This window comes from Flavobacterium sp. N502536 (genome assembly GCF_025947345.1).
GTDB lineage: Bacteria > Bacteroidota > Bacteroidia > Flavobacteriales > Flavobacteriaceae > Flavobacterium.
Genome location: NZ_CP110011.1, coordinates 3,899,204 through 3,923,407, shown reverse-complemented (window position 1 = coordinate 3,923,407; position 24,204 = coordinate 3,899,204). Strand labels below are relative to the sequence as shown.

The window sequence follows — 24,204 nt, the reverse complement described above, 5'->3', positions numbered from 1 at the left end:
AGTAATTCAAAAACAATTACTTAACAAAAATAAAAAGCAAAAAAAAGTAGTAGTTTTAAATGTATTTTCTAAAGTTTCACTGATATTAGGCCAATTTTCATGACCATTTCTTCAAAATCATTTCGGGAAACTGCGGCTTTATTTCGTGCTCTGGTTCGGTAATTGTAAATCGTGCTCAAAGAGTAACGCAAAAATGCTGCAATTTTCACACTGTCGGTAATTCCCAAACGAATCAAAGCAAAAATTCGAAGCTCTGTATTCATGAGTTCGCCCTGCTTTAAAACGATTTGTTCTTCCTGAATTAAGAGCGCGTTGAAATCTTTTACGAAAGTAGGATACAAATTCAGAAAGATGATATCGAAGTTCTTGTACAGTTCTTCCAGTTCGTTGTCGACCAGAGTGGTTGATTTTAATATTTTATAGATTTCATCGAACTGCTTGGCTGTCGCTTTTTTATTTAACGTAATGCGGTAATTTTCTAATTTATTGATGTAAGTCGAACAAAGACTGAAAAAATGTGCGATGTATTCTTCTTTGACATGGTTGGACTCCGATAATTGTGCATTACGTTCCTGCAACTGATTGTTCGTTTCTGTAATGTCTTTATTTAATTCGGCCAATTTTTGACTTGTAATGTACAGTTCTCCCCTGATTCGAGATACTTTTTTCATTTGTTTGTAAACGTAAATCACCGCCACAATCAAAAATACCGACAACAGGCTGATGCATAAAAGATACAGTTGAAGTTCTGTTTTTCTTTTGGCCTCTTTCTCCAGGTAAACGGTGTTGATAATCGAATAGAGTTCGGACATCAGCAGTGTGCGAAACTGAACGTTGCAATACAAAGTGTCTTCAATAGCCGATTGGGTTAGTTTGTAGGCCATATCGACATCGTCGGCTTCATAAAAAATTAAAGCCAGCTCCTGAAGTGAAGCATTGTCCTTGTTTGCCGTTTTTAAATCAGAAGTGGCCGAAAGGGCATAGTATTTTTTTCGGAGCTCCAGCCGCTGCGTTTTTTTATAGATCGTTGCCAAAAGATACGTCATCATAGCATATTGCGGATGATCTTCCTTTGCATTTTTGAGTAAATCCAACAACTGTTTTTCAGCTACAACATACTTTTTCTCCGACATGTTCTGCTGAATTCTGGTGATCTGATAGTTGAATGTCGAAGGATCCAAAACGGTAAGCAGCGAATCACGGTATTTTATAATTTGCTCAATGTATTTTATATCATAGCTATTGGCAGCATAATGTTCCAAAAACTCGCGATAGGCGGTATAATAATTAGGAAGCAGTTTTTTAGGCAGTTCCTTTTTAGGAATGCTTTTCAAAATGGCTTCAGATTCGCGGTATTTTCCCGATGAAGAATACAAGGTAACCAATTGTAGATTGGCTAGGTTTAGTAAATCGGTATTTTGAAGTTCTTTGGCAATTTTCAGGTTCTTTTTGACATATAAAATAGCCGAATCGGAATTGAATTTTAAGTATTGAGTGTACAAACTTTTGTTGTAATTGTATTCCTGCTCTTTCGTTAAATCATCGGATTTGATTTTTTTGAAATTTAGAATGCGTTCTTCTCTGAGACGAACATAATGCCCTTTGTTTTTTAAAGCTTCATTCAGCTTTTCGATAATACCATCTGTGCTGTCCAATGCATAAACGGGACTTGCTAAAAGAGCAAACAGAAAAAGCAACAGATAATTTTTCAAACCAGTTTGGAATATAATGAGACTTGCAAATATAAGAAAGTGCAGATAGAAAAAGGAATTATTTAGTACCTCCGAAATTTTAGCTTTTGTGTTAAAAAAAGAACCTTATGAAAAAAATAACGGTACCAATTCCCGATTGGATTTTCGTAAATTTGTTTGTACTTCATTTTTCTAATTTAAACATTATACTCATGCCACACTTTGTTATTGATTGTTCTCAAAACGTAATCCGACTAAAATCTGCAGACGATATTATGCAGGAGGTTTACCATACAGCCTTAGCCACTAATCTTTTTGTTCCTACTGATATTAAGGTTCGTATCAATCCTTTCACCTATTACAACAATGGAAATTCTTCAGACGATTTTATCCACGTCTTCGCCTACATACTGGAAGGCCGAAATACCGATCAAAAAGCAGCCTTATCAAAAGCAATTGTCACTAAACTAAACGAAATACTTCCTGAAGTTCCTATCATCTCCATCAATATTATGGATTTTGAGAAAGCCAGTTATGTCAATAAAGCTATGGTTTAAAAAACACTTTCAGGTACTTTGTGATATAACCGAAGTAATAACAAACACTTCTTGCTATTGTAAAAACAAATACCTAACACTCAATAAACCAATCTTTTAACACTTTTAAAAACTATAACTTTAAAAAAAAGTAGCCACGAATTCACGAATTTTTCTAATCAGTTTCCTTAAAAAAATTCGTGAATTCGTGGCTATTTATTATATACTTTTTACATCTCACATTCCACATCTCACTCTAAAAACTCTATTAAACCGCAATTGGTGCCCCCAAACAACTCTCCGGAATATCAAAGGCATTAACCAGCGCCACCGCATCTGGTCGGATGTCCCAACAAAGCTGATTGACCAGTTTACGGATTGCTTTGGTTTTGACAGCTTCCATGTACCCGTCTTCAAGATACCAGGCTCTGTTTTTTTCTAATTGTGCCAGTGCGTACAATTGGTTGAGTTTTGTCAGGATTCCTTTGGTCTTAGTGTCTTCTATGGATTGAATTGCCAATTGAAATTGTTCCAGCACTACTCGCTCCAGATAAGCCTGAGCGACATCGATCATTTGGTGCTGTACTACATTAAAAGCGTCATAAGGTTCTAAACCACCGTCAACCAATTTTTTGATACGACGTGCAGCTGAGGCTAGAATTGTTTTTTCTCTGTGGATAAAGGCCTGCAAATGAAACTCTGCGTCCAGCAAATGTTCCTCATCCGTTTTTCTGGTAGCAATTGGATTTTTCTCAGTAAGAGCCGTTTTGGCATTCTCGTACACATAATTGATTATGCCCAGCGAACCCATTTCTCCAAATGCTTTTCTGAATTCAGAGAGTCGGTTTTTGGCAACCAGCTGCATTAGAACGGTGTTATCCCCTTCAAAAGTGGTATAAATTTCGGTATCATTTTTCAAAGCATCAATTCGATTCTCTGATAGATATCCTTTTCCACCACAGGCTTCACGACATTCCTGCAGTATGTCTCTTGTGCTCCAGGTAGAGTACGATTTCATTCCCGCTGCCAACGCTTCGATTTCCTGCATTTCAGCCTCGGTTCTGTTTAAAAAACGATTGGTAAGATATTGCAAGGCAAAATGTACCGCATATGTTTTTGCCAAGGGTGGAATCAATCGACGCTGGTGCATTCTGTAATTTAGAATCGGAACTTCCGATCCGCCTTCGGGACCAAACTGTCGACGTTGATCGCTGTAGCGAATGGCAATTGTCAGCCCGGATTTGGCCGCAGCCAAAGCAGAACGAGGGATTCCAATTCGGCCACCCACCAAAGTCCCCAGCATGGTAAAAAATCGTCTGTTGTCACTTGGAATAGGGCTTTCAAATTCCCCTTTATCATTTACAGAAGCAAATCGATCCAGCATATTTTCTTTTGGAATCACTACCTGATCAAAACTAATCGTTCCGTTATCCACTCCATTTAGTCCCATTTTATGTCCGCAATCCCCTATCGTAACTCCTTTTAAAGTGGTACCGTTGGTATCTCTCAATGGAACGATAAAGGCATTTACGCCATAATCGTGACCGTCGATGATCAATTTTGCGAAAACAGTTGCCATCTGACCGTGAACAGCCACATTCCCAATATACTCCTTCTGCGCATTTTTGTTTGGGGTATGAATGGTAAAAGTCTGATCGCTGTGGGTATAAGTTGCAGTTGTTTCTAATCCTTTTACGTTAGAACCGTGATGTGTTTCGGTCATGGCAAAACAACCCGGAATTTTTAAGGTTCCAATGTCTTTTAAATATTTGGCATAATGTTTTTCGGTACCTAATGACTGAACACTCATGCCCCAAAGTCCAAACTGAACCCCAAATTTGATGACTAAACTCAAATCATGGTAACTTAAGGTTTCCATAATCGCAAAATAATCGGCTATGTTTTCTCCGCCGCCATATTGCTTTGGGTAGGCCATATTGCCCAGGTTCTCTCCTGCCAGTATCTTGCACCAGTTGTACACCGTCTGGCGGTACACCTGAATATCGGTCGAAGTTTCGTAAGCAAATTCAGGTCTTGAAATGACCAATTTTACCCGATTGATGATAGCCGCTTCTTTACCATTTAAAAGCGTTGTGATCTTCTGAATATCAAAATCACTGTTGGTCTGCGAGTTTGCGGTAAAGGAATTTGCTTTTATTTTAAAGTTCTGCAGCGCTTCTTCGCCTAAAATTCCGAGGTCATTTTCTAACTGAACAAAACTTGTTTTTAAGCTGGAAATGTCTAAATCCTTTTCGGAAAGGGCTACGGCAATATCAAAAATAGATCTGATATCTTCTTTGTTCTGAATACCTTTCTCGATATCCAATTTCCATTGTGCGAGTTCGTTCCGTCCGGGTGGATTTGAAATGTCAACTCTTGAAAGTAATTGCTGTTTCTCTTCCGGCGAAAGCCATATGAGGTTATTGATAAATTTCTGAATGGTAACAAACTCATTTTGAGTCAGTAAATCATCAGACCATACTAAATAAAACAACGGGATAAAGGCTTGCAGTTTGGTATTTTTCATAAGAATATGGGATTTAGGTGCTGTTAAGCAGATTTTTTCAGCACAAATTGCGTCGCTTCAAATCTCTTTTTAGCGATTTCGACTTCAACAATCGGTGCAAAATGTGTCCTCTCTTTTTCATACCGTATTTTGTATAAAAAAGCAGAAATGAAAATACTCATTCCTGTTTACATATGTTGTTAAGATTGTGGTAATTTTAACTTAGCTCCCAAAAAATGAAAAATTGCCTGTCAGGAATCAACCGAAGTATTATATAAAAAAAACAGGAATGAAAAATATTCATTCCTGTTTACACATCCTATAAAGATTCGCATACTTCAGATTTTAAACCAATAAAAAACATAAAGTAGCTGTTGTTATTTCAGAACCTTTGGATATTGCAGTATTTTTTGCCTGATCGCAAAAAGATGATGTGAATTAAAAACCAATACAGCAAGAAAAACAATACTATACGCTACAATTTGCACGGATCCGATTGGCTCGTGATACACGAAAATAGCCAACAAAAATGCAATCATAGGGTTGATGTTTAAAAGCATTCCCACGGTTGATGAATTGATTCCCGAAAGTGCATATAAATTTAAGAACAACGGAAATATGGTAAACAAAATGGCAATGGTTTCGATACAGAAATAAAACTTAAATTCTGTTGGAACCGCCCGCTGTAAACAGGGTAAAATGGCAATAAAAACAAGGCTGCCAACGTAATATGAAAGGTAAGAACAATGAATTTATCAAATCCTTTGTTGATACGCTGACTTACTAAATAAGAAGCATAAGTAGAACCAATGATGATACTAAAAACCATGTCCATAATATTGGCATAAGATAAAAGCAAACAGCCGGAAACACTTAAACCTACAGCCATCCATTGTGTTTTACTCAATTTTTCATTCAAAATAAAGTACGCCAGTAAGGTGGTTAAAATCGGGCAAACCAAATAGGCTAACGAGGTCGCTTTTACGCTAACATGGTTCATTACATAAATGAATGTAAACCAATTTGCCATTAAAAAAACACTTCCTCCAATATTCAGCAAAAGTGATCTGCGTCTCTCCAAAGCCGGTAATGATTTGAAAGTACTGATTGTTTCTTTGATTCTTTTTCTTTTAAAAGTAAAGGCAATCAGCAACATCAGAATGCTACAGCTAAAAACGCGGTAGAATAAAATATCCAAAGAAGCATAGTCGTGAATTGGCTTTAATGCCAAACTAAAAAATCCCCAGATTACAAAACAGGTAATGGCCGCTATATAATATTTTGTTGTTTTCACGAATTATTTTTGGATTAGTTTTCTATTAAAGCAAATTTCTAAAAAATAAAACAGCAATACAGATACAGTTTTTGTAAATTGCACCATAACAGTTATTTTTATGAAAAATTCAAATTACTTGTATCTGCAGTTTGCAGACCGAATTGAAAAGCAAATAAAATCGGGCGTTTTAAGCGTTGGTGATAAACTGCCTTCTATACGCGAAGTCTGTGCCGAAACGGGCTACAGCATGAGCACGGTAAGCAAAGCTTATTATGAAATTGAAAGTCGGTCTCTTATCGAATCGAGGCCTCAATCCGGTTATTATGTAAGTAATATTTCGGCCCGAACCATTCCTGAACCCACGCCGAGCAGTCCTATTTTAAAATGTGCCAACATAGACCGGGAAGATTTAATCGATCAGGTGTATGGTAACATGACCGATCCCAACATAACGATGCTTTCTTTGGGGTTTCCTTCAAACGAACTGCTTCCCATCGCTAAATTAAATAAAGGAATGCTGCAGGCTATGCGACAGCTTCCCAATAGTGGCACCAGCTACGAACAGGTACAGGGCAATCTGAATTTGAGAAAAGAAATTGCACGCTGGTCTTTTACCTGGGGCGGTTCTTTGACCGAAAGGGATATTATTACGATGCCAGGCTGCACGAGTGCGATCTCGCATTGTTTGATGACACTTACCAAACCGGGAGATACCATTATTACAGAGAGTCCTGCTTATTTTGGTATCCTGCAGCTCGCAAAATCTCTGGGATTGTACATTATGGAACTACCCACTAATATGACCACGGGAATAGAACTGGAAGCTTTAAAAAAAGCGCTTTCTTCTAAAAAGGTAAAACTCTGTTTGCTGATGAGTAACTTCAGCAATCCTTCGGGAAGCATGATGCCCACTGAACATAAGAAGGAAGTGGTTCGATTAATGGAGTTTTACAACATTCCGCTGATTGAGGACGATATTCATGGCGATTTGTACTTTGGCTCGAGCCGTCCAACAAACTGTAAAACCTATGACGAGAGCGGAATTGTACTGTGCTGCAGTTCGGTTTCAAAAACACTGGCACCGGGCTATCGCGTGGGCTGGGTTTCACCGGTAAATTCAAAAAAGAAATTCTGCGCAATAAAATTTATCATACGCTCTCCACTCCTACCATTACACATCAGGTGGTTGGTGACTTTTTAAAAAATGGCAGATACGAGAATCATCTTCGAAAAATACGCCAGATACTGAATCACAATTGCAACAATTATATCAATACGGTTTTAGAGTCCTTTCCTAAGGGAACAAAGGTAAGTCAGCCACAAGGAGGTTTTTTTCTTTGGATTGAGCTCGATAAAAATGTCGATACGGCTGCATTTTATCATTTGGCCATGCAGCACAAGATTAGTTTTGCACCCGGACGGATTTTTACTTTTCAGAATCAATTTTCAAATTGCATGCGATTGAGCTTTGGTCTGCCGTGGAGTAATGAATTGAGAACTTCTATACAAACCTTAGGCAAGTTGATTGATCAGTAGTTTATAGTCACAGTTTGCAGTCGCGGTTTGCTGTCGCAGGGTGCAGTCGCATTTCACAACTCACATTTCACAACTCACATTTCACAATTCACATCTCACACCCAACGGGTTAAATACATAAAAAAACTGGACAGCCGCATTAACAAAGCGTTGTCCAGTTCACAAATTGAGAAACCAAAATCAATTCACATAATTATAAAACAAAATAAGCGTTGTTTTCCGCTTTCTTTAAATCGGGTTTAAGATCAAACTCTTTGATAATATCAAATTCACTTTGATACTCGTTTAACATTTGCATCAGATTCTTTTCAATTGTATTCGAAATCGCTGTAACAGGTGTATCTGTTGGTCTGTTTTCGAACGGATCCTGTAAATGGATCGCCATTTTTTCAATCAAAAAGAACGTTCCTCCAATAATGGTAATTAACGGAACAGCAAACCAGCTCAACAAACTGATTAATCCAAATGGTAATAACAGTATGAACAAACACAAAGTCATTCTGATGTACATGCTGTAAGTGGTTGGAAAAATCGTATTCTTGATACGCTCACATTTCCCCATCGCATCACATAACCTTGATAAGGTATTGTCAATTTCTACCTGCTGGTAAGCGTTTAGACGTTTTTCTTTCTTCGCAATTCTAAGATCTCTACCATGAAGTAACAAGATCGCATTTGGAATGTTCTGATGATTTTTGACAAAATTCAGTTCTTCTTCACTAATTAAATCTTTAATAGGCTTTATGGCATCTTTGTTACGCAAGGCCTGTCCTAAGCTGTAACACCACGCTATTTGTCTTTTGGTAAAGTTTTCTTTGAACTCGTTTGCCTCTACCGAAAAACCCGGATCTTTATAAAAAGTCAGCATCTGTCGTACCAGCGTTCTGGACTCGTTTACAATCGACCCCCAGATGATACGTGCTTCCCACCATCTGTCGTAGGCCTGATTAGATTTAAAAGCTAATAATAAGGATATAATGGTACCTACCATTGTTGGAATCGCGATAGGTATTTCGATCGCAACATTGATGAAATAATGGTGAAATATCTCGAATAAAATGGTGTAAGTCATTACAAGGCACAATTCCACTTTAATTTTCCCGAGAACGTACCTCATTGGAATTCTTTTCTTTAATAACATATTTTTCAGTTTAAATTAAACTTCTATTTTTATGGGAAGAAACCTGGTTTTATACCAGTTCTTCATAGAGCGACAGTACCGGAAGTCCCAGTTTATCGTTTATAGTTTCTTTTTTATTTTTTTTGAATTGAATTTTCTCTCCTTTGCGGGTTTCTACCAGCAAATCGATATCGTATTTGGAAATCGCTTCTGATAAATAAGGAGCAAAATTTTCGTAGTCGTCCTCAAATTTGGAGGTCTGGCTTACAATCTCGAACGAAAAATTGTTGTTCAAAAATTGCTGAACATCTTTAACATGCATATTGGCACGGCCGTTTTCAATATAAAGTGCTTTATTGAAGTCCTCTTTGTATTGCTCTGAACCTAAATGTAAAATAGGACATTTTTGGTTTCCGGCTAACTGTACAAGGTATTGATGGATACGTTTTGTTTCTTGCTTGTAAGAATTGGTAAGCACGACCAGCTTTATCGCAAAAACATCGATAATGCGTTTAAAAATTGGAGAAGAAAGTCCGTATTGATTGTGTACTTTTATTTTACAATTGGGTGTGTGCTCAATAATGTATCGGCACGTTTCTAATACTTCTTCCTGACTTACTGTAAGTCCGGTACGCATTTCACGTAAAAAGTTAGAGGACGAAAAGGCATCAGGAGTGTCTGAAACCAACATCAGAATAATTTCACAATCTGAATCTTTTGCCTGACCAATGGCTGATTTTACAGCACAAATTGTATCGTCTTTTAAAGTCGTAGGTATAAGGAAATTTTTCATAAGTATAATCGTTTAGTTTATACATACAAAATAACTCCCGGCAAATTAGAAGGGTCTTAACCCTTAATTAGAATTTTCTAAGATTAAAGATTAGAATTTTTAATGTTGGTTTTCTTCGTGTTTGTTTTATTGAAGACGATGGTTACAATAGTCCCCTTGTTTTGTTCAGACTGTACCTGAATCTCACCATCGTGCATGCGAATGATTTTTGAAGCCAATGGAAGCCCCAAACCATAACCGATATATTTGGTTGCAATTTTACCTCTAAAGAAAGGCTCGTACAAATGCGGAATGTCTTCCGGCGGGATACCAATCCCTATATCATTGATAGCTACTTTAATCCAGTCCTGATTGGCAGAAAGCGTTACAAAAACCTCATTGTTATCCGAATACTTTACACCATTGGTAATAATGTTGTTAATGGCAAGTTCTAAAAGCGGTTTGTTGCACGGAATTAAAAGCAAATTAGAGTCTTTAGGAGCAAAGTTCAACTTGATGCTGACGCGGTTGTCCGGATAAATTTTATCCAGATCAGATTTTACATCCATCAGAACTTCGTCGATTCTGGCAATATCCAAAACCTGCTTTTTACCGTCGTAGCCTGTCTGAGTAAGCTTTAACAAACTTTCGGTCAGATTTCCTAATCGCGAGGCCTGACTGTAAATGTTTTCTAAAGACTGAATGTATTCCGGAATTTCTCTTTCTTTAAAAAGCATAATTTCCGACTCCGCTATAATTGTTGTAATTGGCGTTTTTAATTCGTGTGACGCATTGTTGATAAAATTGGCCTGTATCTCAAATGACGTTTCCAAACGGTCCAGCATGTCGTTGAAGGTTTCCGTAAGGTCTGAGATCTCATCGGAGTTTTTGACTTCCGGCAAGCGGTTGTGAAGATTAGACGCACTGATTCTATTTACTTCTTTGGTAATTCGCGCCACCGGATTGATCACTCTTTTGGCTAAAAAACGTCCCAAAAAGAAGGCAAGAAATATGAATCCAATCCCTCCGAACAACATGATTTTTACGATATAAATTGTCGTTGTCGGACCTTTTCGGTCACGAGCACCTACAATTACGATGTATTTTTGGTTGTTCTCTGTAAAAACCTGTCCCAAATAATACTTGTTCTCTTTCTCAAAATAGTCTCTCCCGGTATTTAAAATATTGGTGTAAAACTCGTTTGGTAAATTCAGCTTGGTGTTGTAATCAAAACTATTGGCACTGTTTATTTTTAGAACAAATTCTTCTTCTTCAATCAACTCCTCCAGTCCATTTTTTTTAAGATTACTGTAGTATTTTATTTTTTCGGGATCGTTCTGAAAATGAATAGAGGCTACAATTTTAGCTCTGTCTTCCAGTCTTTTTAAGAAATGGTAGCGATTATTTTCTCTGAACAGAACAAAAACAACAATACATAGAAGTAATGTACTAAAGCTCGACAAGGCTACATAAGTGTATGTTATTTTTTTTCTTATATCCATATTATGGTTGTATCACGTAGCCCAGACCTTTCATGGTGTGGATGAGTTTGGTTTCAAAAGGTTTATCGATTTTTTTTCTTAAATAGGTGATGTAAACATCAACAACATTGGTGTTCATATCAAAATTAATATCCCAGACATTGTCTAAGATTTGGTCCCGGGAAACGATACGTCCGCTATTTTTAGCCAGGTAGTATAACAATTTAAACTCTTTGGCTGTCAGAATGATTGATTCTCCTTCCCTTTTGACCGTTTTTGCACGACCGTTTATTTCTAAATCGCCAATGGTTATGGTATCTACCTTTTCGGTGTCCTGATGAGCTCTGCGGTGTAGTGCGTTTACTCTGGCATCAAGTTCTCCAAATTTAAAGGGTTTTACCAAATAATCGTCGGCACCTGCATTAAGTCCGGTCACAATATTTTCTGAAGTTCCAAGAGCGGTTAATAGCAATACCGGAACAAAATTCTTACTGGCGCGAAGTCTTCTGCAAATCTCTATTCCGTTAATATCGGGAAGCATTACATCTAAAACAACAACATCAAAATTATAATTGTGAATCATTTCCAGAGCAGTTCTGCCATCCAGAGCCACACTTACTTCATTATTGTTTTCGGCAAATCCTTTCCTTAAAATGGACAAAAGATTTGGTTCGTCTTCTACTATCAGTAATTTCATCTTAGTTCAGGTATGAACAGCAAAAATAAGGATTGACTTTAAAAATATAAATCACAATAGTTATAAATTATGATTTAATTATGAACAATAGGTTATATTTTCCACAAAAAAACAACTCCAAAGAATTGCTTTTCGATCTAAATGTTTCCTGAGCGTTGCGGTGTTGCTTCTTAAAATTAAAGTGTAATGTTGCTGCCAGTCTCCTTTACAGAGCAAAAGAAAATCCATTTTTACTTCATAAAAAAAGCCGGCATTAAAACAATGCCGGCCTTGTATCAATATAGAGAATCTCTTATTTCGTAATGAATTTTGGGTTGATTAAATTATCCAATGAATAAATTTCGTCCCATTTTTCCTGTGTGATTAATTTTCTTTCAATCACCGCGATCTGATGTACACTTTTATTCAGTTTCAAAGCTTCACCTGCGATACTTGCACTTTCTTCATACCCTAAAATTGGGTTCAGCTGTGTTACAATACCAATACTATTCATTACCATATTGTAGCAGTGGGCCTCATTTGCAGTAATTCCAGTAATACATTTATCGATTAAAGTCTGAATTGCATTTGAAAGATAATCCAGTGAAGTAAACATAGCAAACGCAATTACCGGCTCCATCACATTTAACTGTAATTGTCCAGCCTCAGCAGCCATAGTTACGGTTAAATCCTGCCCGATTACATAAAAACAAGTCTGGTTTACTACTTCCGGGATTACCGGATTTACTTTTCCAGGCATGATAGACGATCCTGGCTGACGTGCCGGTAAGTTGATTTCGTTGAAACCTGTTCTTGGTCCCGAGCTCAACAAACGTAAATCGTTACAAATTTTTGAAATTTTAACTGCGGTTCTTTTCAATGTTCCCATAATCTGAACATAAGCACCTGTATCTACTGTAGCTTCAATTAAATCCGGAGAAAGTGTTAATGGAATACCTACTTCTTTCGCTAAGTAATTCACGCAAATTTCAGGGTATCCTTCCGGTGCGTTTACTCTTGTTCCAATAGCAGTCGCTCCCATATTGATTTCTAAAACCAAACTCTGAGCATCTCTTAATCTTCTAACATCTTCTCCAATAGTAGTAGCATAAGAGTTAAACTCCTGTCCTAAAGTCATTGGAACAGCATCCTGCAATTGTGTTCTTCCCATTTTCAGAACACTTTTAAATTCTTCTCCTTTTGTAGCAAAAGCTACTTCAAGGCCTTCTAAAGTTTTAATAAAACTCTCTATTTTAAGGTAAAGTGCAATTCTAAAAGCTGACGGATATGCATCATTTGTAGATTGAGAACAGTTTACGTGATTGTTTGGGTGTAAAAAGTTATAATCTCCTTTTTTATGTCCTAAATATTCTAAACCAATATTAGCAATTACTTCGTTAGCATTCATGTTTACCGAAGTACCGGCTCCACCCTGAATTAAATCGCTCACAAATTCCTGATCAAATTTACCTGCAATTACCTGGTCACTTCCATAACAAATAGCTTCTGCAATCTTTGCGTCTAATGCGCCACAGTCTTTGTTTGCCAAAGCTGCTGCTTTTTTTACATAACCTAATGCTTTAATGAATAAAGGTTCTTTTGAAATAGGAATTCCTGTGATATTAAAATTCTCTACTGCTCTGAAGGTCTGGATACCATAATATAGATGATTTGGAATGTCTAATTCCCCTAAAAAATCATGCTCTTTTCTCGTTGATCCCATATAATATTAATTGTTACGTTTAACTTTAAAAAACAGTGTAAAACTACATCAAATTACCCTCATAAGAAAATATTTCAAATCAAATACTGCTAAGATTTTCTTAAAATTTAACCCTAAAATTAAACACTTATCATTTTAAGAATCAAAAAATATCAAATTCACAAAAAACACCTCTAAATAGAGCTCCTTAACTGCATCAGGCAAAAGGTCTTAACCTTCTTTTCTATTCAATCCGAAAGTCCCCTTCGGGATCAAAAATTATCTTTATTTATCGTCTGCTAATACTTGTATAATTAGTATCTTTTCACCCTGAAAACTATCCCAGAAAATTACCTTGAAAAAAGAATCTCAATATTTCCTTGATAAAGAATACAATACCATCATTTACGGTAGAGATGATGTCAATTTTAAGGATTTCGAATGTTGTGTTTTCAATAATTGTAATTTTTCAGCCTGTACTTTTTTAGCCGTTACTTTTATTGATTGTATTTTTAACGACTGTACTTTTAGCGAAGCAAAAATCAATTATGTAGCCTTTCGTACCGCTACTTTTAACCGTTGTGAAATCAAAGAAGTTAATTTTGCCATGTGCGACAAACTGATCTTTGAAATTCATTTTTACGATTGCGTTTTAGATTTTTCAAAATTTTACACCTTAAAGATTAAAGGAACAACCTTTACCAATTGCAGTTTAATTGCCGTCGATTTTATGGCTACCGACCTCACAAGCGTGCTGTTTGACAATTGCGACCTGTATCGCTCTGAATTCGACAAAGCCATTGCCAATAAGGCCGACTTTAAAACCAGCTACAATTATACCATCGATCCCTCAAAAACCAAACTGAAAAAAGCTGTTTTTGCTTTGAAAGAAGTGAAAGGCTTGTTGTTTAAACATGATGTGATTGTGAGTTGATGTTGTAGTTTGCAGTCGCAGTTTACAGTCGCAGTTCACCTTCTAAAATGCATGTCTGGTTTTGTTTTAGAATTTTTTCTCCATTACATAATCTTCCATCAAATAGCCATTTCCAATATCAAGATCTGACTCTCCGATGATCTCAAAACCTATCTTTTTATAAAAACCCAGAGCGGTATTAAATCGGTTAACATTTAGGGATAATGCCTGCGAATTGTTCTCTGCCCCTAGTTTTTCAATTTCTTCAATAACTTTTTTACCTATCCCTTTCCCCTGAGTTTCCGGCAAAAGGTAGATTTTATGAATTTTAGTTACTGCTTTTCCTTTATAATTGTGTTCGATTCCGATAAATCCGATATTGGTTTGATTCTCATCAATTCTATAAAACAATTGCTCTTTTTTAATTAACTGATCGGTTAAGGCTTCGTCAGAGTAAAAAAGATCTAACATATAAACCAATTGTTCTTTTGTTAAGATTTCACCGTATGTAATCGGCCATGTTATATGTACTATTTTCTGAATTAGTTTAATATCGCTTACTGTAGCTTCTGAAATTGTAATCATATTCTATTTTAAAATGCTTTTATTAATTTGTAAAAACCTGATTTTCCTGTTCACTTACTCTTATAAAGGTCGTTCGTTTGGTAAGTTCCTTTAGACGTGAAGCGCCTACATAGGTACATGTACTTCGCAAACCACCCAAAATATCCAATATGGTATTTATAACCTGCCCTTTGAAAGGTACCTGCACGGTTTTACCTTCGCTTGCTCTATATTCTGCCACACCTCCAACATGCTTGTCCATGGCGGTTGTAGAGCTCATTCCGTAAAATTGTTTGAATTTATTCCCGTTTATTTCAATCATCTCTCCTCCGCTTTCTGTGTGTCCGGCGAGCATTCCGCCCAACATTACAAAATCAGATCCGGCACCAAACGCTTTTGCCACATCTCCCGGTGTACTGCAACCGCCATCACTAATGATGTGTCCACCTAAACCGTGAGCAGCATCGGCACATTCAATAATGGCAGAAAGCTGCGGATAACCTACTCCCGTTTTCACACGAGTAGTACAAACAGAACCCGGTCCAATACCAACCTTTACAATGTCGGCCCCGGCTAACAATAGTTCTTCAACCATTTCTCCGGTGACTACATTTCCGGCAATAATCACTTTGTCGGGATATTGTTTGCGGGTTTGTTTTAAAAACTGCACAAAATGTTCTGAATAGCCATTAGCAACATCAATACAAATGAATTTCAGTAAAGGGTTTTCGGTAATAATTTGGCGTATTTTTTCAAAATCTTCCTTTCCTGTTCCGGTACTAATGGCGATATAATCGTAGAAATCCTGAGTGGTGTCTTTTAAAAATTCTTTCCATTCCTGCGGAGAATAGTGTTTGTGAATTGCGGTAAAGAGTTTTTCTTTTGCTAAAACTTTAGCCATTTCAAAAGTTCCGACAGTATCCATATTGGCCGCCATAATCGGAATCCCAAACCAGGATGCGGAACTGTGCAAAAACTTAAAATTCTGCTCTAAAGAGACTTCAGATCTGCTTTTTAGCGTCGATCTTTTTGGACGAATCATTACATCTTTAAATCCTAATTTCAAATCACTTTCTATTCTCATAGCTTTCAATTTTCGTTACTCTCAAATGTAAGGAATTTTAGATTGCTGATTTTAAGTTATAGTTCATAAAACTTTGCTAATATTTGAACACGGGTTACGTGAACTTAGAGCACGTTTCGACTTCGCTCAACGTGACAATCGTCTAAAAGTCAAACTGAAATACTAAAGCTGTAAAATGTGAAATGTAAACTGTAAACTGCAAACCGTGACTGAAAACTGTAACTGAGACTGCGACTATAAACTACAAACTTTACCCGTGAATAGTCTCCCCTTTTCCGTAGTTGGTAATAATAGATTCTTCGAAGGCAAGCCATTCTCTCCAACGCTTTTCAACGTCAATTCCAACGCCGTACTTTCGGGCATAGGTAATAAAAGTGGTGTAGTGCCCCGCTTCGCTTTCCATTAACTCTCTGTAAAAAACAGCCAACTCTTCGTCCTGAATGTTTTCAGACAGAACTTTAAAACGCTCACAGCTTCTGGCCTCAATCATCGCCGAAAACAATAGTCTTTCCACCAGTCCTGACACACGACTTCCGTCTCCGCTTTTCTTCATGTACTGGTACAGTTCGTTTACATAGTCGTCTTTACGCTCACGCCCTAACTTCAATCCTCTTTTAATGATAATGTTGTGCACCTGCTCAAAATGATCGATTTCTTCTTTGGCTAAAGCCAATAAGTCCTGCACCAAATCCTGGTGTTCAGAATTATTCGTGATAATCGTAATGGCATTTGTTGCTGCTTTTTGCTCGCACCAGGCATGATCCGTCAGGATTTCTTCAATATTTTTCTCTACGATATTTACCCATCGCGGGTCGGTTGGCAGTTGTAATCTTAGTACGCCCATTTTTTTTGTTTTATTTGTTTCAGGTTGCTTTTTTTTCAGGTTTTCTTTGTTTCAAGTTTTCTTTGTTTCAAGTTTTCTTTGTTTCAAGTTTTTTTTTGTTTCAGGTTTCAGGTTGCTTTTCAGAACCGAAAAGTTTAACGTTCTATGTCTTTTACGGTACAAAACCTGAAACCTGAAACCTGAAACCTGAAACCTGAAACTTGAAACTTGAAACTTGAAACTTTTTTTCCCATTTCAACTTACTCCCCAGAATTAAAAAAAGTTTAAAGTTCTATACTTTTTACAGTACAAAACTTTAAACTTGAATTTTTTAAGCTTGAAACTTTATTAGTATGAGAAAATCGGTCTTTCGCTCATCATTTCGTTTACTTCGTTTGCTACTTCTTCAATAACAGCTTCATTGGTATGATCTGCAAGTACTCTGTCGATTAAAGCAACAATCGTTTCCATATCTTCTTCAACTAAACCACGAGTAGTGATTGCAGCTGTTCCAACACGGATACCTGAGGTTACAAATGGTGATTTATCATCAAATGGAACCATATTTTTATTTACTGTAATTTCAGCTTTTACTAATGCGTTTTCAGCTTCTTTACCAGAGATTCCTTTATTTCTTAAGTCAATAAGCATCATGTGGTTATCTGTTCCTCCTGAAATAATGTTGTATCCTCTTTTTACGAAAGCATCAGCCATAGCATTTGCATTTTTCTGCAATTGCATAGCGTAAGTAAAGAATTCATCTTTTAATGCTTCACCAAAAGCTACTGCTTTAGCTGCAATGATGTGCATTAAAGGTCCACCTTGGTTTCCAGGGAAAACAGCAAGATCTAATAAAGAAGACATCATTCTGATTTCTCCTTTTGGAGTTTTTAATCCTTGTGGGTTTTCGAAATCTTTCCCCATTAAGATCAAACCTCCACGTGGTCCGCGTAATGTTTTATGAGTAGTTGTCGAAACAATATGACAATGTGGAATCGGGTCATTCATTAATCCTTTAGCAATAAGACCTGCAGGGTGAGAAATATCAGCAAACAAGATAGCTCCTACGCTGTCAGCGATTTCTCTGAAACGTGCAAAGTCCATATCACGTGAATAAGCCGAAGCTCCAGCGATGATTAATTTTGGTTGTTCTTTAGTTGCGATTTCCTGAATTTTGTCATAGTTTAAACGACCTGTTTCAGCATCTACACCATAAAAAACAGGACGGTACAAACGACCTGAGAAGTTTACCGGCGAACCGTGAGTTAAGTGACCTCCGTGTGATAAGTCGAAACCTAAAATAGTATCTCCAGGATTTAAACATGCATGGTAAACTGATGTATTAGCCTGAGATCCTGAGTGTGGCTGAACGTTTGCATATTCAGCTCCAAATAATTCTTTGGCTCTGTCAATTGCGATTTGCTCAATTACGTCTACTACTTCGCATCCTCCGTAGTATCTTTTGCCAGGATATCCCTCAGCATATTTGTTAGTTAAAACAGAACCAGCTGCTTCCATTACCTCATCACTTACAAAATTCTCTGAAGCGATAAGTTCTAATCCGTGAATTTGTCTGTCTTGTTCCTCTAGTATAAGGTCAAAAATTTGTTCGTCGCGTTGCATTTTTTTGATTTTCGTTAATTTCCTGCAAAAATACAAAAAAACGTTTGTCAAACTGTTAGATTATGATATATTTGACATAGAATTTTTCAACAAATAATTAACATCCACATGCCGATAACCGCCAACGATACTAAAAGAAAATCATGGTTAGAAGTACCACAAAATAGTGACTTCCCCATTCAAAACATCCCTTTCGGTGTATTTCTTACCAAAGAAAATGTCGTTACTGTAGGAACAAGAATTGGCGATTACGCTATAGACTTAGGGGCTTTACAACAATTAAATTATTTTGCAGGAATAGATCTTACAGATGATATGTTCATGCAGGACACGCTAAATGATTTTATTTCTGATGGAAAAAAAACATGGCGACTTGTTCGAAATCGTATCGCTGATATTTTCGACGAAACCAATCCACAACTTAGAGATTCAGCAAAAGACCGCGATATCGTTATTTTCAAAATCGATGATGTCGAAATGCAATTGCCTGTACTAATTGGTGATTATACCGACTTTTATTCGAGTAAAGAGCACGCCACGAACGTTGGAAAAATGTTCCGTGATCCTGAAAACGCTTTATTACCAAACTGGTTACACATTCCGGTAGGATACCACGGAAGAAGTTCTACCATTGTTCCGTCAGGAATTCCGGTACACCGTCCAATGGGACAAACTTTGCCTGCAGGACATGATACCCCGGTATTTGGTGCTTCGCGTTTAGTAGACTTTGAATTAGAAACCGCTTTCATCACTACAGATGTAAATGTAATGGGCGAAAACATTTCTACTTTTGAAGCCGAGGACTATATTTTCGGAATGGTTTTATTAAACGACTGGAGTGCACGTGATATTCAAAAATGGGAGTATGTGCCACTAGGGCCATTTTTAGCTAAAAACTTTGCTTCTTCAATCTCTCCATGGATTATTACTATGGATGCTTTAGAGCCTTTTAGAACTAAAGGACCTAAACAAGATCCTACCCCGCTTCCTTATTTACAAACTAAAGGAAAAAAAGCTTTTGACATTCACTTAGAAGTTTCTTTAAAGCCTGAAAACCAGGAAGAAACTGTAATTTCAAAATCTAACTTCAAATATATGTATTGGTCTATGGCCCAGCAGCTAACACATCATACTTCAAACGGATGTCGTGTAAATTCTGGTGACATGATGGGTTCCGGAACTATTTCTGGTCCAACTCCGGACAGTTTTGGTTCGATGTTAGAACTAACCTGGGGAGGTAAAAACCCAATAACATTAAAGGACGGAAGCGAACGTAAATTTATTGAAGACGGAGATACGGTAATCATCAAAGGTTTCTGCGAAAGCAACGAAGTACGTATTGGTTTTGGAGAAGTTTCAAGCCAATTGTTACCTCCTTTTGTGAGACAATGAAGAGATACTGTCATATCGAAAGATATATAAATAAAAAACCTTGTTAGAAAACTAACAAGGTTTTTTTATGTTTATTTCCGCCACAGATGAAAAGTATTAAAAATGATTTTTTACACTCTGTGAAAATCCATTCCATCTGTGCTCCCTATTAAGCCGGGATCTGCTGGCTCAAACAGTGTAATGTTCCGAATCCCCAGATAAAATCAATACAACTTATTCCGATCACTTCTCTGTCAGGAAAACATTCTGAAAGTATATTTAAAGCCACACGGTCATTGCTGTCGTTAAAAGTAGGAACTAAAACACAGTTATTCAGAATTAAGAAATTAGCATAACTGGCCGGCAATCTTAAGGTTTCGAAGTCTACACGCTTCGGCATTGGCAAAGCTACAATCGTTGGTGATTTCCCATCCTCCAATTTCGCATTTTGCAAACGTTTCAAATTGTCCTGTAAAGGTTTATAATTGGAATCGTTTTTATCTGTTTCTACAATGGTTACAATAGTATCTTCGTTCACAAATCGGCATAAATCATCAATATGTCCGTGTGTATCATCTCCTTCTATTCCATCCCCTAACCATATTACATTGGTAACTCCCAGGTACTCCTTAAATACAGCTTCGTAATCTTCTTTGGTGAAGTTTTCATTTCGAACCTGAATCGTAGGATGCATCAAACATTCTTCAGAAGTCAGTAAGGTTCCTTTTCCGTTTACATCAATTGCACCACCTTCTACAATTACAGGTTTTCCTTTGTACATTACCTGTGTAAGCGGAACATCAATAAAATCAGCTATTTTAGAAGGAACAAATTTGTCCAGTTGGTAATTTTTATATTTAGCCCAACCGTTAAAATTAAAATTCAACGCTTCTCTTTTCGAACCATTTTGAACGATGATTGGTCCGGAATCGCGCATCCAACTTCTATTGGTTTTATGAATAATGAAAGAAACATTCGCTACGTTTACGCGCGCTCTTTCCAGCATTTCGCCTACTTTTTCTTTTAGTTTTTCATCGGCTACCACCAAAAAAACGGTTTCAAAAGTGGCTACTTTTTTAATAAATTCTACAAAAGCCCATTGAACAGCTTCGTATTTTCCCGGCCAGTCGTTTCCGTTATGCGGAAAACACAATACAATTCCTTGTTGTTTCTCCCATTCCGCTGGAAATCTTCTATTATTTGTTGACATAAAAAGGTTCTAATTTGAAAGTGCACAAAGATAATGAGATAATGTGAAAATTATACAATGTGATAATTGGATAATTAGATAATTATCCAATTGACAGCTTAAGTTAAAGATAAAATAATAGAGCCTTAATATACGACCAGCATCTGCTAATTACATTTGGCAAAACTAAAAAACACAACAATGAAAAATTTAAGCCTTTCATTATTAGCTGCTTTATTTATAATGGCGAGCTGTAATAATGATGAAACTTCAAACAATCAGGAACCTGAAGTCGTAGTAAATGAAAATCCGGGATCATTCAAAGAAATTGGTTCTATAACCATTGGCGGGGAAGCTGCTGCAGAAATTTCGGCCTACGACGAAAAAACAAAAAGACTTTTTACAGTAAACAATAGTGGAACCAATCAAATTGACGTAATTGATATTTCCGATCCTACAAAACCAACCAAAATTGGTAAAATTGATTTAACACCATACGAAGGCGCTTCTAATAGTGTTGCGGTTTATGATGGTAAACTGGCCGTTGCTTTAGAATCGACAGTAAACAAGCAAGGAAATGGAAAGGTTGTGGTTTTTAATACCAGCGATTACAGCCTTATCAAACAAGTTACTGTTGGTGCATTACCGGATATGATTACTTTCTCGCCAGACGGAAAATACATTATGACAGCCAATGAAGGAGAACCTAATACCGATTATTCGCAGGATCCAAACGGAACAATTTCTATTATTGAAACCGCTACTTATGCTGTTACGACTTTAGATTTCAGTTCTTTTAGCGGTCAGGCTGAAACTTTAAAAAAGGATGGCTTTAGAATTTCAAAATTTGCGAAGAGTTTTGCTCAAGATATTGAACCTGAATACATCACGATATCCGATGATTCTAAAACGGCCTGGGTTACTTTGCAGGAAAATAATGGTGTTGCCAAAGTAGATATAACTTCAAAAACCATCACAGCGATCTATCCTTTAGGTTTTAAAAACTTCAATACCGCTGAGAATGCTATCGATGTAAGTGATAAAGACGATAAAATTGCTTTTAATCCATGGAAGGTAAAAGGAATGTTTATGCCAGATGCGATTAGTCACTTTTCAGCCAATAATGTCCCTTATTTTGTGACTGCCAACGAAGGTGATGCCCGTGAATATACTGCTTACACCGATATAAAAAGAATGAAAGACATGAAGCTGGACGCAACTGCCTTTCCCGATGCTGCTGCCTTAAAACTGGAAACTAATTTAGGAAGACTAAACCTTATCGCAGATATGGGCGATGCAGATGGTGACGGTGACCTTGACGAAATGGTAGCATTTGGAGCCCGTTCTTTCTCGATCTGGAACGGAAACACAGGAAAAATTGTTTATGACAGTAAAAATGATGTAGATAAAAAAACAAACGAACTTGGAACTTACGATGACAAACGCAGTGACGACAAGGGTTCTGAGCCAGAAGCTGTGGTGGTTGCCAAAATGGGTTCTCAAAATATTCTGTTTGTAGGTTTAGAAAGATCAGATGCTTTTATGACTTATGATGTAACAAACCCAACTTCTCCGCAATATTTGCAAACCGTAAAAACGGGCGATGCTCCTGAGGGGGTACTTTTTATTCCGGCTTCTAAAAGTCCGACAAAAAGAAGTTTGTTAGTCGTTAGTAGTGAGGGAGATGGAACGGTAAAAATATACCAGCCAGATTTAAAATAACTTTCACATATACAAATTCAAAAGAGGGCAAAATTTAAATTTTGCCCTCTTTTTTGCCCAAATATTTTGATTCTGTTAACGTATTTACATAATTAAAACCCAAAAGATGGGAATTATGTAAGAGCAAATAGAACACTATCTAAATCTGGTAGTATAATTTTGTCATGAGTTTAAAGATTAAGACTCACTAATTATATTAAATTAAAATTTGGATATCATGAAAAAGAAATTAGCTTCAGTATCACTTTTACTACTATCAATCGCTGCCAGCGCACAAAACGCAGCAACGACATCGACACAGTCTTCAATTGACAAACCTGCTTACAATAAATGGTCTATAGAATTGAATGGTGGTTTAAATAAGCCTATGAGAGCAATGACACCGGGTTATTCAACAGAATCAGTTAGTCCGTTTCACGCAGATTTAGGGGTAAGATACATGTTTAATCCTAAGTTTGGTTTGAAACTGGATGTTGGATACGATCAATTTAAGGAACGCAAAGACACCCCAGAATTTGACAGCAAATATTACAGAGCAAGTTTACAAGGGGTTATTAACCTTGGAAGAGCTTTAAACTTTGAAACCTGGACTAACACTTTCGGCTTATTGGCACATGGAGGTTTTGGTGTTTCGCAATTAAGCAGCGATAAAGGTTTTGACGGTAAAGATTACATGGCTCATGGAATTATGGGTTTAACAGGTCAAGTTAAATTAAGCAACAGAATTGCTTTAACGGGAGACCTTACAGGTATTGTTAACGGAAGACAAAATCACAATTTTGATGGAAAAGGAGTCCCAGCTACCGGTTCATTAGATGGTGTAATGTTAAACGCTTCTGTTGGTTTGACTTTTTACTTAGGTAAAAACCAAAAACATGCTGACTGGTATTCTGAAGACAATGAAAGATTAAACAAGTTAGAAGACCGAGTTACTACTATTGAGACTAATCTTATTGATACTGATAAAGATGGTGTTGCCGATTTGTATGATTTAGAACCTAATACAATCTCTGGAGTTGCCGTAAATACAAAAGGTCAATCTATAGATACCAATCAAAATGGTGTTCCGGATGAATTAGAAAGCTATTTAGACAAAACGTATGCTAAAAAAGGTAGCGAGGCAGCAGCTCCAACAAACAAAACGGTTGAAGAATTAATTAACGGAGGATATGTAAACGTATACTTTGATTTCAACTCTTCAAAACCAACCAATACTTCTCTATCTGGTGTTGATTTCTTAGTGAAATACCTGAAAAACAATCCTGGTAAATCAGCAGATATTATTGGATATGCAGATGAAATTGGAAACTCTAGTTACAATACTGAATTATCAAGAAAAAGAGCTGAAGCTGTGAAAAAAATCGCAACTAATGCAGGAATTGATGCTTCAAGATTAAATGTAGTTGCTAACGGTGAAGATACTTCTGTGAACAAAAAATCTAAAGAAGCACGTCAAATCGTAAGAAGAGTTACTTTCCAGGTGAAATAAACAATTCTAAGCTAGTATAAAAAGAGACTGTTTAAAAATTTAAACAGTCTCTTTTGCATATAAATACCTAAGATTTGAATTAAAGTCCAGAAAGCGGTTTTAACATTCTACATCTTACTTCAACGCAGAT

General features: G+C 36.8%; 21 protein-coding genes. 7 read left to right on the top strand and 14 right to left on the bottom strand.

Annotated elements, in window-relative coordinates:
• Positions 1 to 68 precede the first annotated feature (68 nt).
• Positions 69 to 1,712: a DUF6377 domain-containing protein gene (locus tag OLM61_RS16560; RefSeq protein ID WP_264523712.1), complete on the bottom strand. Its 1,644-nt coding sequence runs from the start codon at positions 1,710 to 1,712 to the stop codon at positions 69 to 71.
• A gap of 191 nt (positions 1,713 to 1,903) precedes the next feature.
• On the opposite strand from OLM61_RS16560, the gene OLM61_RS16555 reads away from it, so the two are divergent.
• Positions 1,904 to 2,248: a 5-carboxymethyl-2-hydroxymuconate Delta-isomerase gene (locus OLM61_RS16555; RefSeq protein ID WP_264526395.1), complete on the top strand. Its 345-nt coding sequence runs from the start codon at positions 1,904 to 1,906 to the stop codon at positions 2,246 to 2,248.
• A gap of 247 nt (positions 2,249 to 2,495) precedes the next feature.
• Here OLM61_RS16555 and OLM61_RS16550 read toward each other — a convergent pair whose 3' ends face one another.
• The 3 genes from OLM61_RS16550 to OLM61_RS16540 all read right to left on the bottom strand — a co-directional run bounded on the left by OLM61_RS16550 (position 2,496) and on the right by OLM61_RS16540 (position 6,027).
• Complete coding sequence (locus tag OLM61_RS16550) at positions 2,496 to 4,754, bottom strand: acyl-CoA dehydrogenase (protein WP_264523711.1); 2,259 nt, start codon at positions 4,752 to 4,754, stop codon at positions 2,496 to 2,498.
• A 356-nt stretch (positions 4,755 to 5,110) separates the two neighbouring features.
• The gene (locus OLM61_RS16545) at positions 5,111 to 5,434 is read right to left on the bottom strand and encodes an EamA family transporter (protein WP_264526394.1); all 324 of its coding nucleotides are present in this window, start codon (positions 5,432 to 5,434) and stop codon (positions 5,111 to 5,113) included.
• Positions 5,335 to 6,027 carry an EamA family transporter gene (locus OLM61_RS16540; protein ID WP_264523710.1) on the bottom strand — a complete coding sequence of 231 codons (693 nt, stop codon included), beginning with the start codon at positions 6,025 to 6,027 and terminating at the stop codon, positions 5,335 to 5,337. The genes OLM61_RS16545 and OLM61_RS16540 overlap by 100 nt, the downstream gene beginning before the upstream one ends.
• A 100-nt stretch (positions 6,028 to 6,127) precedes the next feature.
• On the opposite strand from OLM61_RS16540, the gene OLM61_RS16535 reads away from it, so the two are divergent.
• Both OLM61_RS16535 and OLM61_RS20915 read left to right on the top strand, forming a co-directional pair.
• On the top strand, positions 6,128 to 7,210 hold the full coding sequence (locus tag OLM61_RS16535; RefSeq protein WP_319800530.1) for a PLP-dependent aminotransferase family protein: 1,083 nt from the start codon (positions 6,128 to 6,130) through the stop codon (positions 7,208 to 7,210).
• Positions 7,192 to 7,545 (top strand): aminotransferase class I/II-fold pyridoxal phosphate-dependent enzyme, encoded by a 354-nt coding sequence (locus OLM61_RS20915; protein WP_319800529.1) that lies wholly within the window; start codon positions 7,192 to 7,194, stop codon positions 7,543 to 7,545. The genes OLM61_RS16535 and OLM61_RS20915 overlap by 19 nt, the downstream gene beginning before the upstream one ends.
• Before the next feature lie 193 nt (positions 7,546 to 7,738).
• Here the strand turns inward: OLM61_RS20915 and OLM61_RS16530 are convergent, their stop codons facing one another.
• The 5 genes from OLM61_RS16530 to aspA all read right to left on the bottom strand — a co-directional run bounded on the left by OLM61_RS16530 (position 7,739) and on the right by aspA (position 13,317).
• The gene (locus OLM61_RS16530) at positions 7,739 to 8,686 is read right to left on the bottom strand and encodes a bestrophin family protein (RefSeq protein WP_264523709.1); all 948 of its coding nucleotides are present in this window, start codon (positions 8,684 to 8,686) and stop codon (positions 7,739 to 7,741) included.
• A 49-nt stretch (positions 8,687 to 8,735) separates the two neighbouring features.
• A complete protein-coding gene (locus OLM61_RS16525) occupies positions 8,736 to 9,458 on the bottom strand; it encodes a hypothetical protein (protein ID WP_264523708.1) in 723 nt (240 codons plus the stop codon).
• Positions 9,459 to 9,541: 83 nt separating this feature from the next.
• Entirely contained in the window at positions 9,542 to 10,939 is a 1,398-nt protein-coding gene (locus OLM61_RS16520; protein ID WP_264523707.1) for a sensor histidine kinase, read from the bottom strand.
• Between the two features lies 1 nt (position 10,940).
• A complete protein-coding gene (locus OLM61_RS16515; protein WP_017497070.1) occupies positions 10,941 to 11,615 on the bottom strand; it encodes a response regulator transcription factor in 675 nt (224 codons plus the stop codon).
• A 292-nt stretch (positions 11,616 to 11,907) separates the two neighbouring features.
• Positions 11,908 to 13,317, bottom strand: a complete 1,410-nt coding sequence (aspA, locus tag OLM61_RS16510) for an aspartate ammonia-lyase (protein ID WP_264523706.1) — start codon at positions 13,315 to 13,317, stop codon at positions 11,908 to 11,910.
• Between the two features lie 334 nt (positions 13,318 to 13,651).
• Here aspA and OLM61_RS16505 point away from each other — a divergent pair, with 334 nt between their 5' ends.
• The gene (locus OLM61_RS16505; RefSeq protein WP_264523705.1) at positions 13,652 to 14,230 is read left to right on the top strand and encodes a pentapeptide repeat-containing protein; all 579 of its coding nucleotides are present in this window, start codon (positions 13,652 to 13,654) and stop codon (positions 14,228 to 14,230) included.
• 66 nt (positions 14,231 to 14,296) lie between these two features.
• Here OLM61_RS16505 and OLM61_RS16500 read toward each other — a convergent pair whose 3' ends face one another.
• The 4 genes from OLM61_RS16500 to glyA all read right to left on the bottom strand — a co-directional run bounded on the left by OLM61_RS16500 (position 14,297) and on the right by glyA (position 18,303).
• Positions 14,297 to 14,794, bottom strand: coding sequence for a GNAT family N-acetyltransferase (locus tag OLM61_RS16500; RefSeq protein WP_264523704.1), 498 nt, complete (start codon positions 14,792 to 14,794; stop codon positions 14,297 to 14,299).
• A gap of 22 nt (positions 14,795 to 14,816) precedes the next feature.
• Positions 14,817 to 15,857 (bottom strand): GMP reductase, encoded by a 1,041-nt coding sequence (locus OLM61_RS16495; protein WP_264523703.1) that lies wholly within the window; start codon positions 15,855 to 15,857, stop codon positions 14,817 to 14,819.
• Positions 15,858 to 16,107: 250 nt separating this feature from the next.
• Complete coding sequence (locus OLM61_RS16490) at positions 16,108 to 16,701, bottom strand: tRNA-(ms[2]io[6]A)-hydroxylase (RefSeq protein ID WP_017497075.1); 594 nt, start codon at positions 16,699 to 16,701, stop codon at positions 16,108 to 16,110.
• Positions 16,702 to 17,028: 327 nt separating this feature from the next.
• A complete protein-coding gene (glyA, locus tag OLM61_RS16485; protein ID WP_264523702.1) occupies positions 17,029 to 18,303 on the bottom strand; it encodes a serine hydroxymethyltransferase in 1,275 nt (424 codons plus the stop codon).
• Between the two features lie 108 nt (positions 18,304 to 18,411).
• Between glyA and fahA the strand changes: the two genes are divergently transcribed.
• Positions 18,412 to 19,695 (top strand): fumarylacetoacetase, encoded by a 1,284-nt coding sequence (gene fahA, locus OLM61_RS16480; RefSeq protein WP_264523701.1) that lies wholly within the window; start codon positions 18,412 to 18,414, stop codon positions 19,693 to 19,695.
• A gap of 148 nt (positions 19,696 to 19,843) precedes the next feature.
• Here fahA and OLM61_RS16475 read toward each other — a convergent pair whose 3' ends face one another.
• Entirely contained in the window at positions 19,844 to 20,884 is a 1,041-nt protein-coding gene (locus OLM61_RS16475; RefSeq protein WP_264523700.1) for an agmatine/peptidylarginine deiminase, read from the bottom strand.
• A gap of 180 nt (positions 20,885 to 21,064) precedes the next feature.
• Here OLM61_RS16475 and OLM61_RS16470 point away from each other — a divergent pair, with 180 nt between their 5' ends.
• Both OLM61_RS16470 and OLM61_RS16465 read left to right on the top strand, forming a co-directional pair.
• Positions 21,065 to 22,585 (top strand): choice-of-anchor I family protein, encoded by a 1,521-nt coding sequence (locus OLM61_RS16470; RefSeq protein WP_264523699.1) that lies wholly within the window; start codon positions 21,065 to 21,067, stop codon positions 22,583 to 22,585.
• A gap of 217 nt (positions 22,586 to 22,802) precedes the next feature.
• Entirely contained in the window at positions 22,803 to 24,074 is a 1,272-nt protein-coding gene (locus OLM61_RS16465) for an OmpA family protein (RefSeq protein WP_264523698.1), read from the top strand.
• Positions 24,075 to 24,204 lie beyond the last annotated feature (130 nt).

What these genes read in the sequence shown, in the direction of transcription:
- OLM61_RS16525 (WP_264523708.1), bottom strand. Translation starts at nt 9,458, where the DNA reads ATGAAAAATTTCCTTATACCTACGACTTTAAAAGACGATACAATTTGT.
- OLM61_RS16495 (WP_264523703.1), bottom strand. Translation starts at nt 15,857, where the DNA reads ATGAGAATAGAAAGTGATTTGAAATTAGGATTTAAAGATGTAATGATT.
- OLM61_RS16490 (WP_017497075.1), bottom strand. Translation starts at nt 16,701, where the DNA reads ATGGGCGTACTAAGATTACAACTGCCAACCGACCCGCGATGGGTAAAT.
- OLM61_RS16465 (WP_264523698.1), top strand. Translation starts at nt 22,803, where the DNA reads ATGAAAAAGAAATTAGCTTCAGTATCACTTTTACTACTATCAATCGCT.
- OLM61_RS16520 (WP_264523707.1), bottom strand. Translation starts at nt 10,939, where the DNA reads ATGGATATAAGAAAAAAAATAACATACACTTATGTAGCCTTGTCGAGC.
- OLM61_RS16475 (WP_264523700.1), bottom strand. Translation starts at nt 20,884, where the DNA reads ATGTCAACAAATAATAGAAGATTTCCAGCGGAATGGGAGAAACAACAA.
- OLM61_RS16555 (WP_264526395.1), top strand. Translation starts at nt 1,904, where the DNA reads ATGCCACACTTTGTTATTGATTGTTCTCAAAACGTAATCCGACTAAAA.
- OLM61_RS16515 (WP_017497070.1), bottom strand. Translation starts at nt 11,615, where the DNA reads ATGAAATTACTGATAGTAGAAGACGAACCAAATCTTTTGTCCATTTTA.
- OLM61_RS16470 (WP_264523699.1), top strand. Translation starts at nt 21,065, where the DNA reads ATGAAAAATTTAAGCCTTTCATTATTAGCTGCTTTATTTATAATGGCG.
- aspA (WP_264523706.1), bottom strand. Translation starts at nt 13,317, where the DNA reads ATGGGATCAACGAGAAAAGAGCATGATTTTTTAGGGGAATTAGACATT.
- OLM61_RS16530 (WP_264523709.1), bottom strand. Translation starts at nt 8,686, where the DNA reads ATGTTATTAAAGAAAAGAATTCCAATGAGGTACGTTCTCGGGAAAATT.
- glyA (WP_264523702.1), bottom strand. Translation starts at nt 18,303, where the DNA reads ATGCAACGCGACGAACAAATTTTTGACCTTATACTAGAGGAACAAGAC.
- OLM61_RS16550 (WP_264523711.1), bottom strand. Translation starts at nt 4,754, where the DNA reads ATGAAAAATACCAAACTGCAAGCCTTTATCCCGTTGTTTTATTTAGTA.
- fahA (WP_264523701.1), top strand. Translation starts at nt 18,412, where the DNA reads ATGCCGATAACCGCCAACGATACTAAAAGAAAATCATGGTTAGAAGTA.
- OLM61_RS16500 (WP_264523704.1), bottom strand. Translation starts at nt 14,794, where the DNA reads ATGATTACAATTTCAGAAGCTACAGTAAGCGATATTAAACTAATTCAG.
- OLM61_RS16535 (WP_319800530.1), top strand. Translation starts at nt 6,128, where the DNA reads ATGAAAAATTCAAATTACTTGTATCTGCAGTTTGCAGACCGAATTGAA.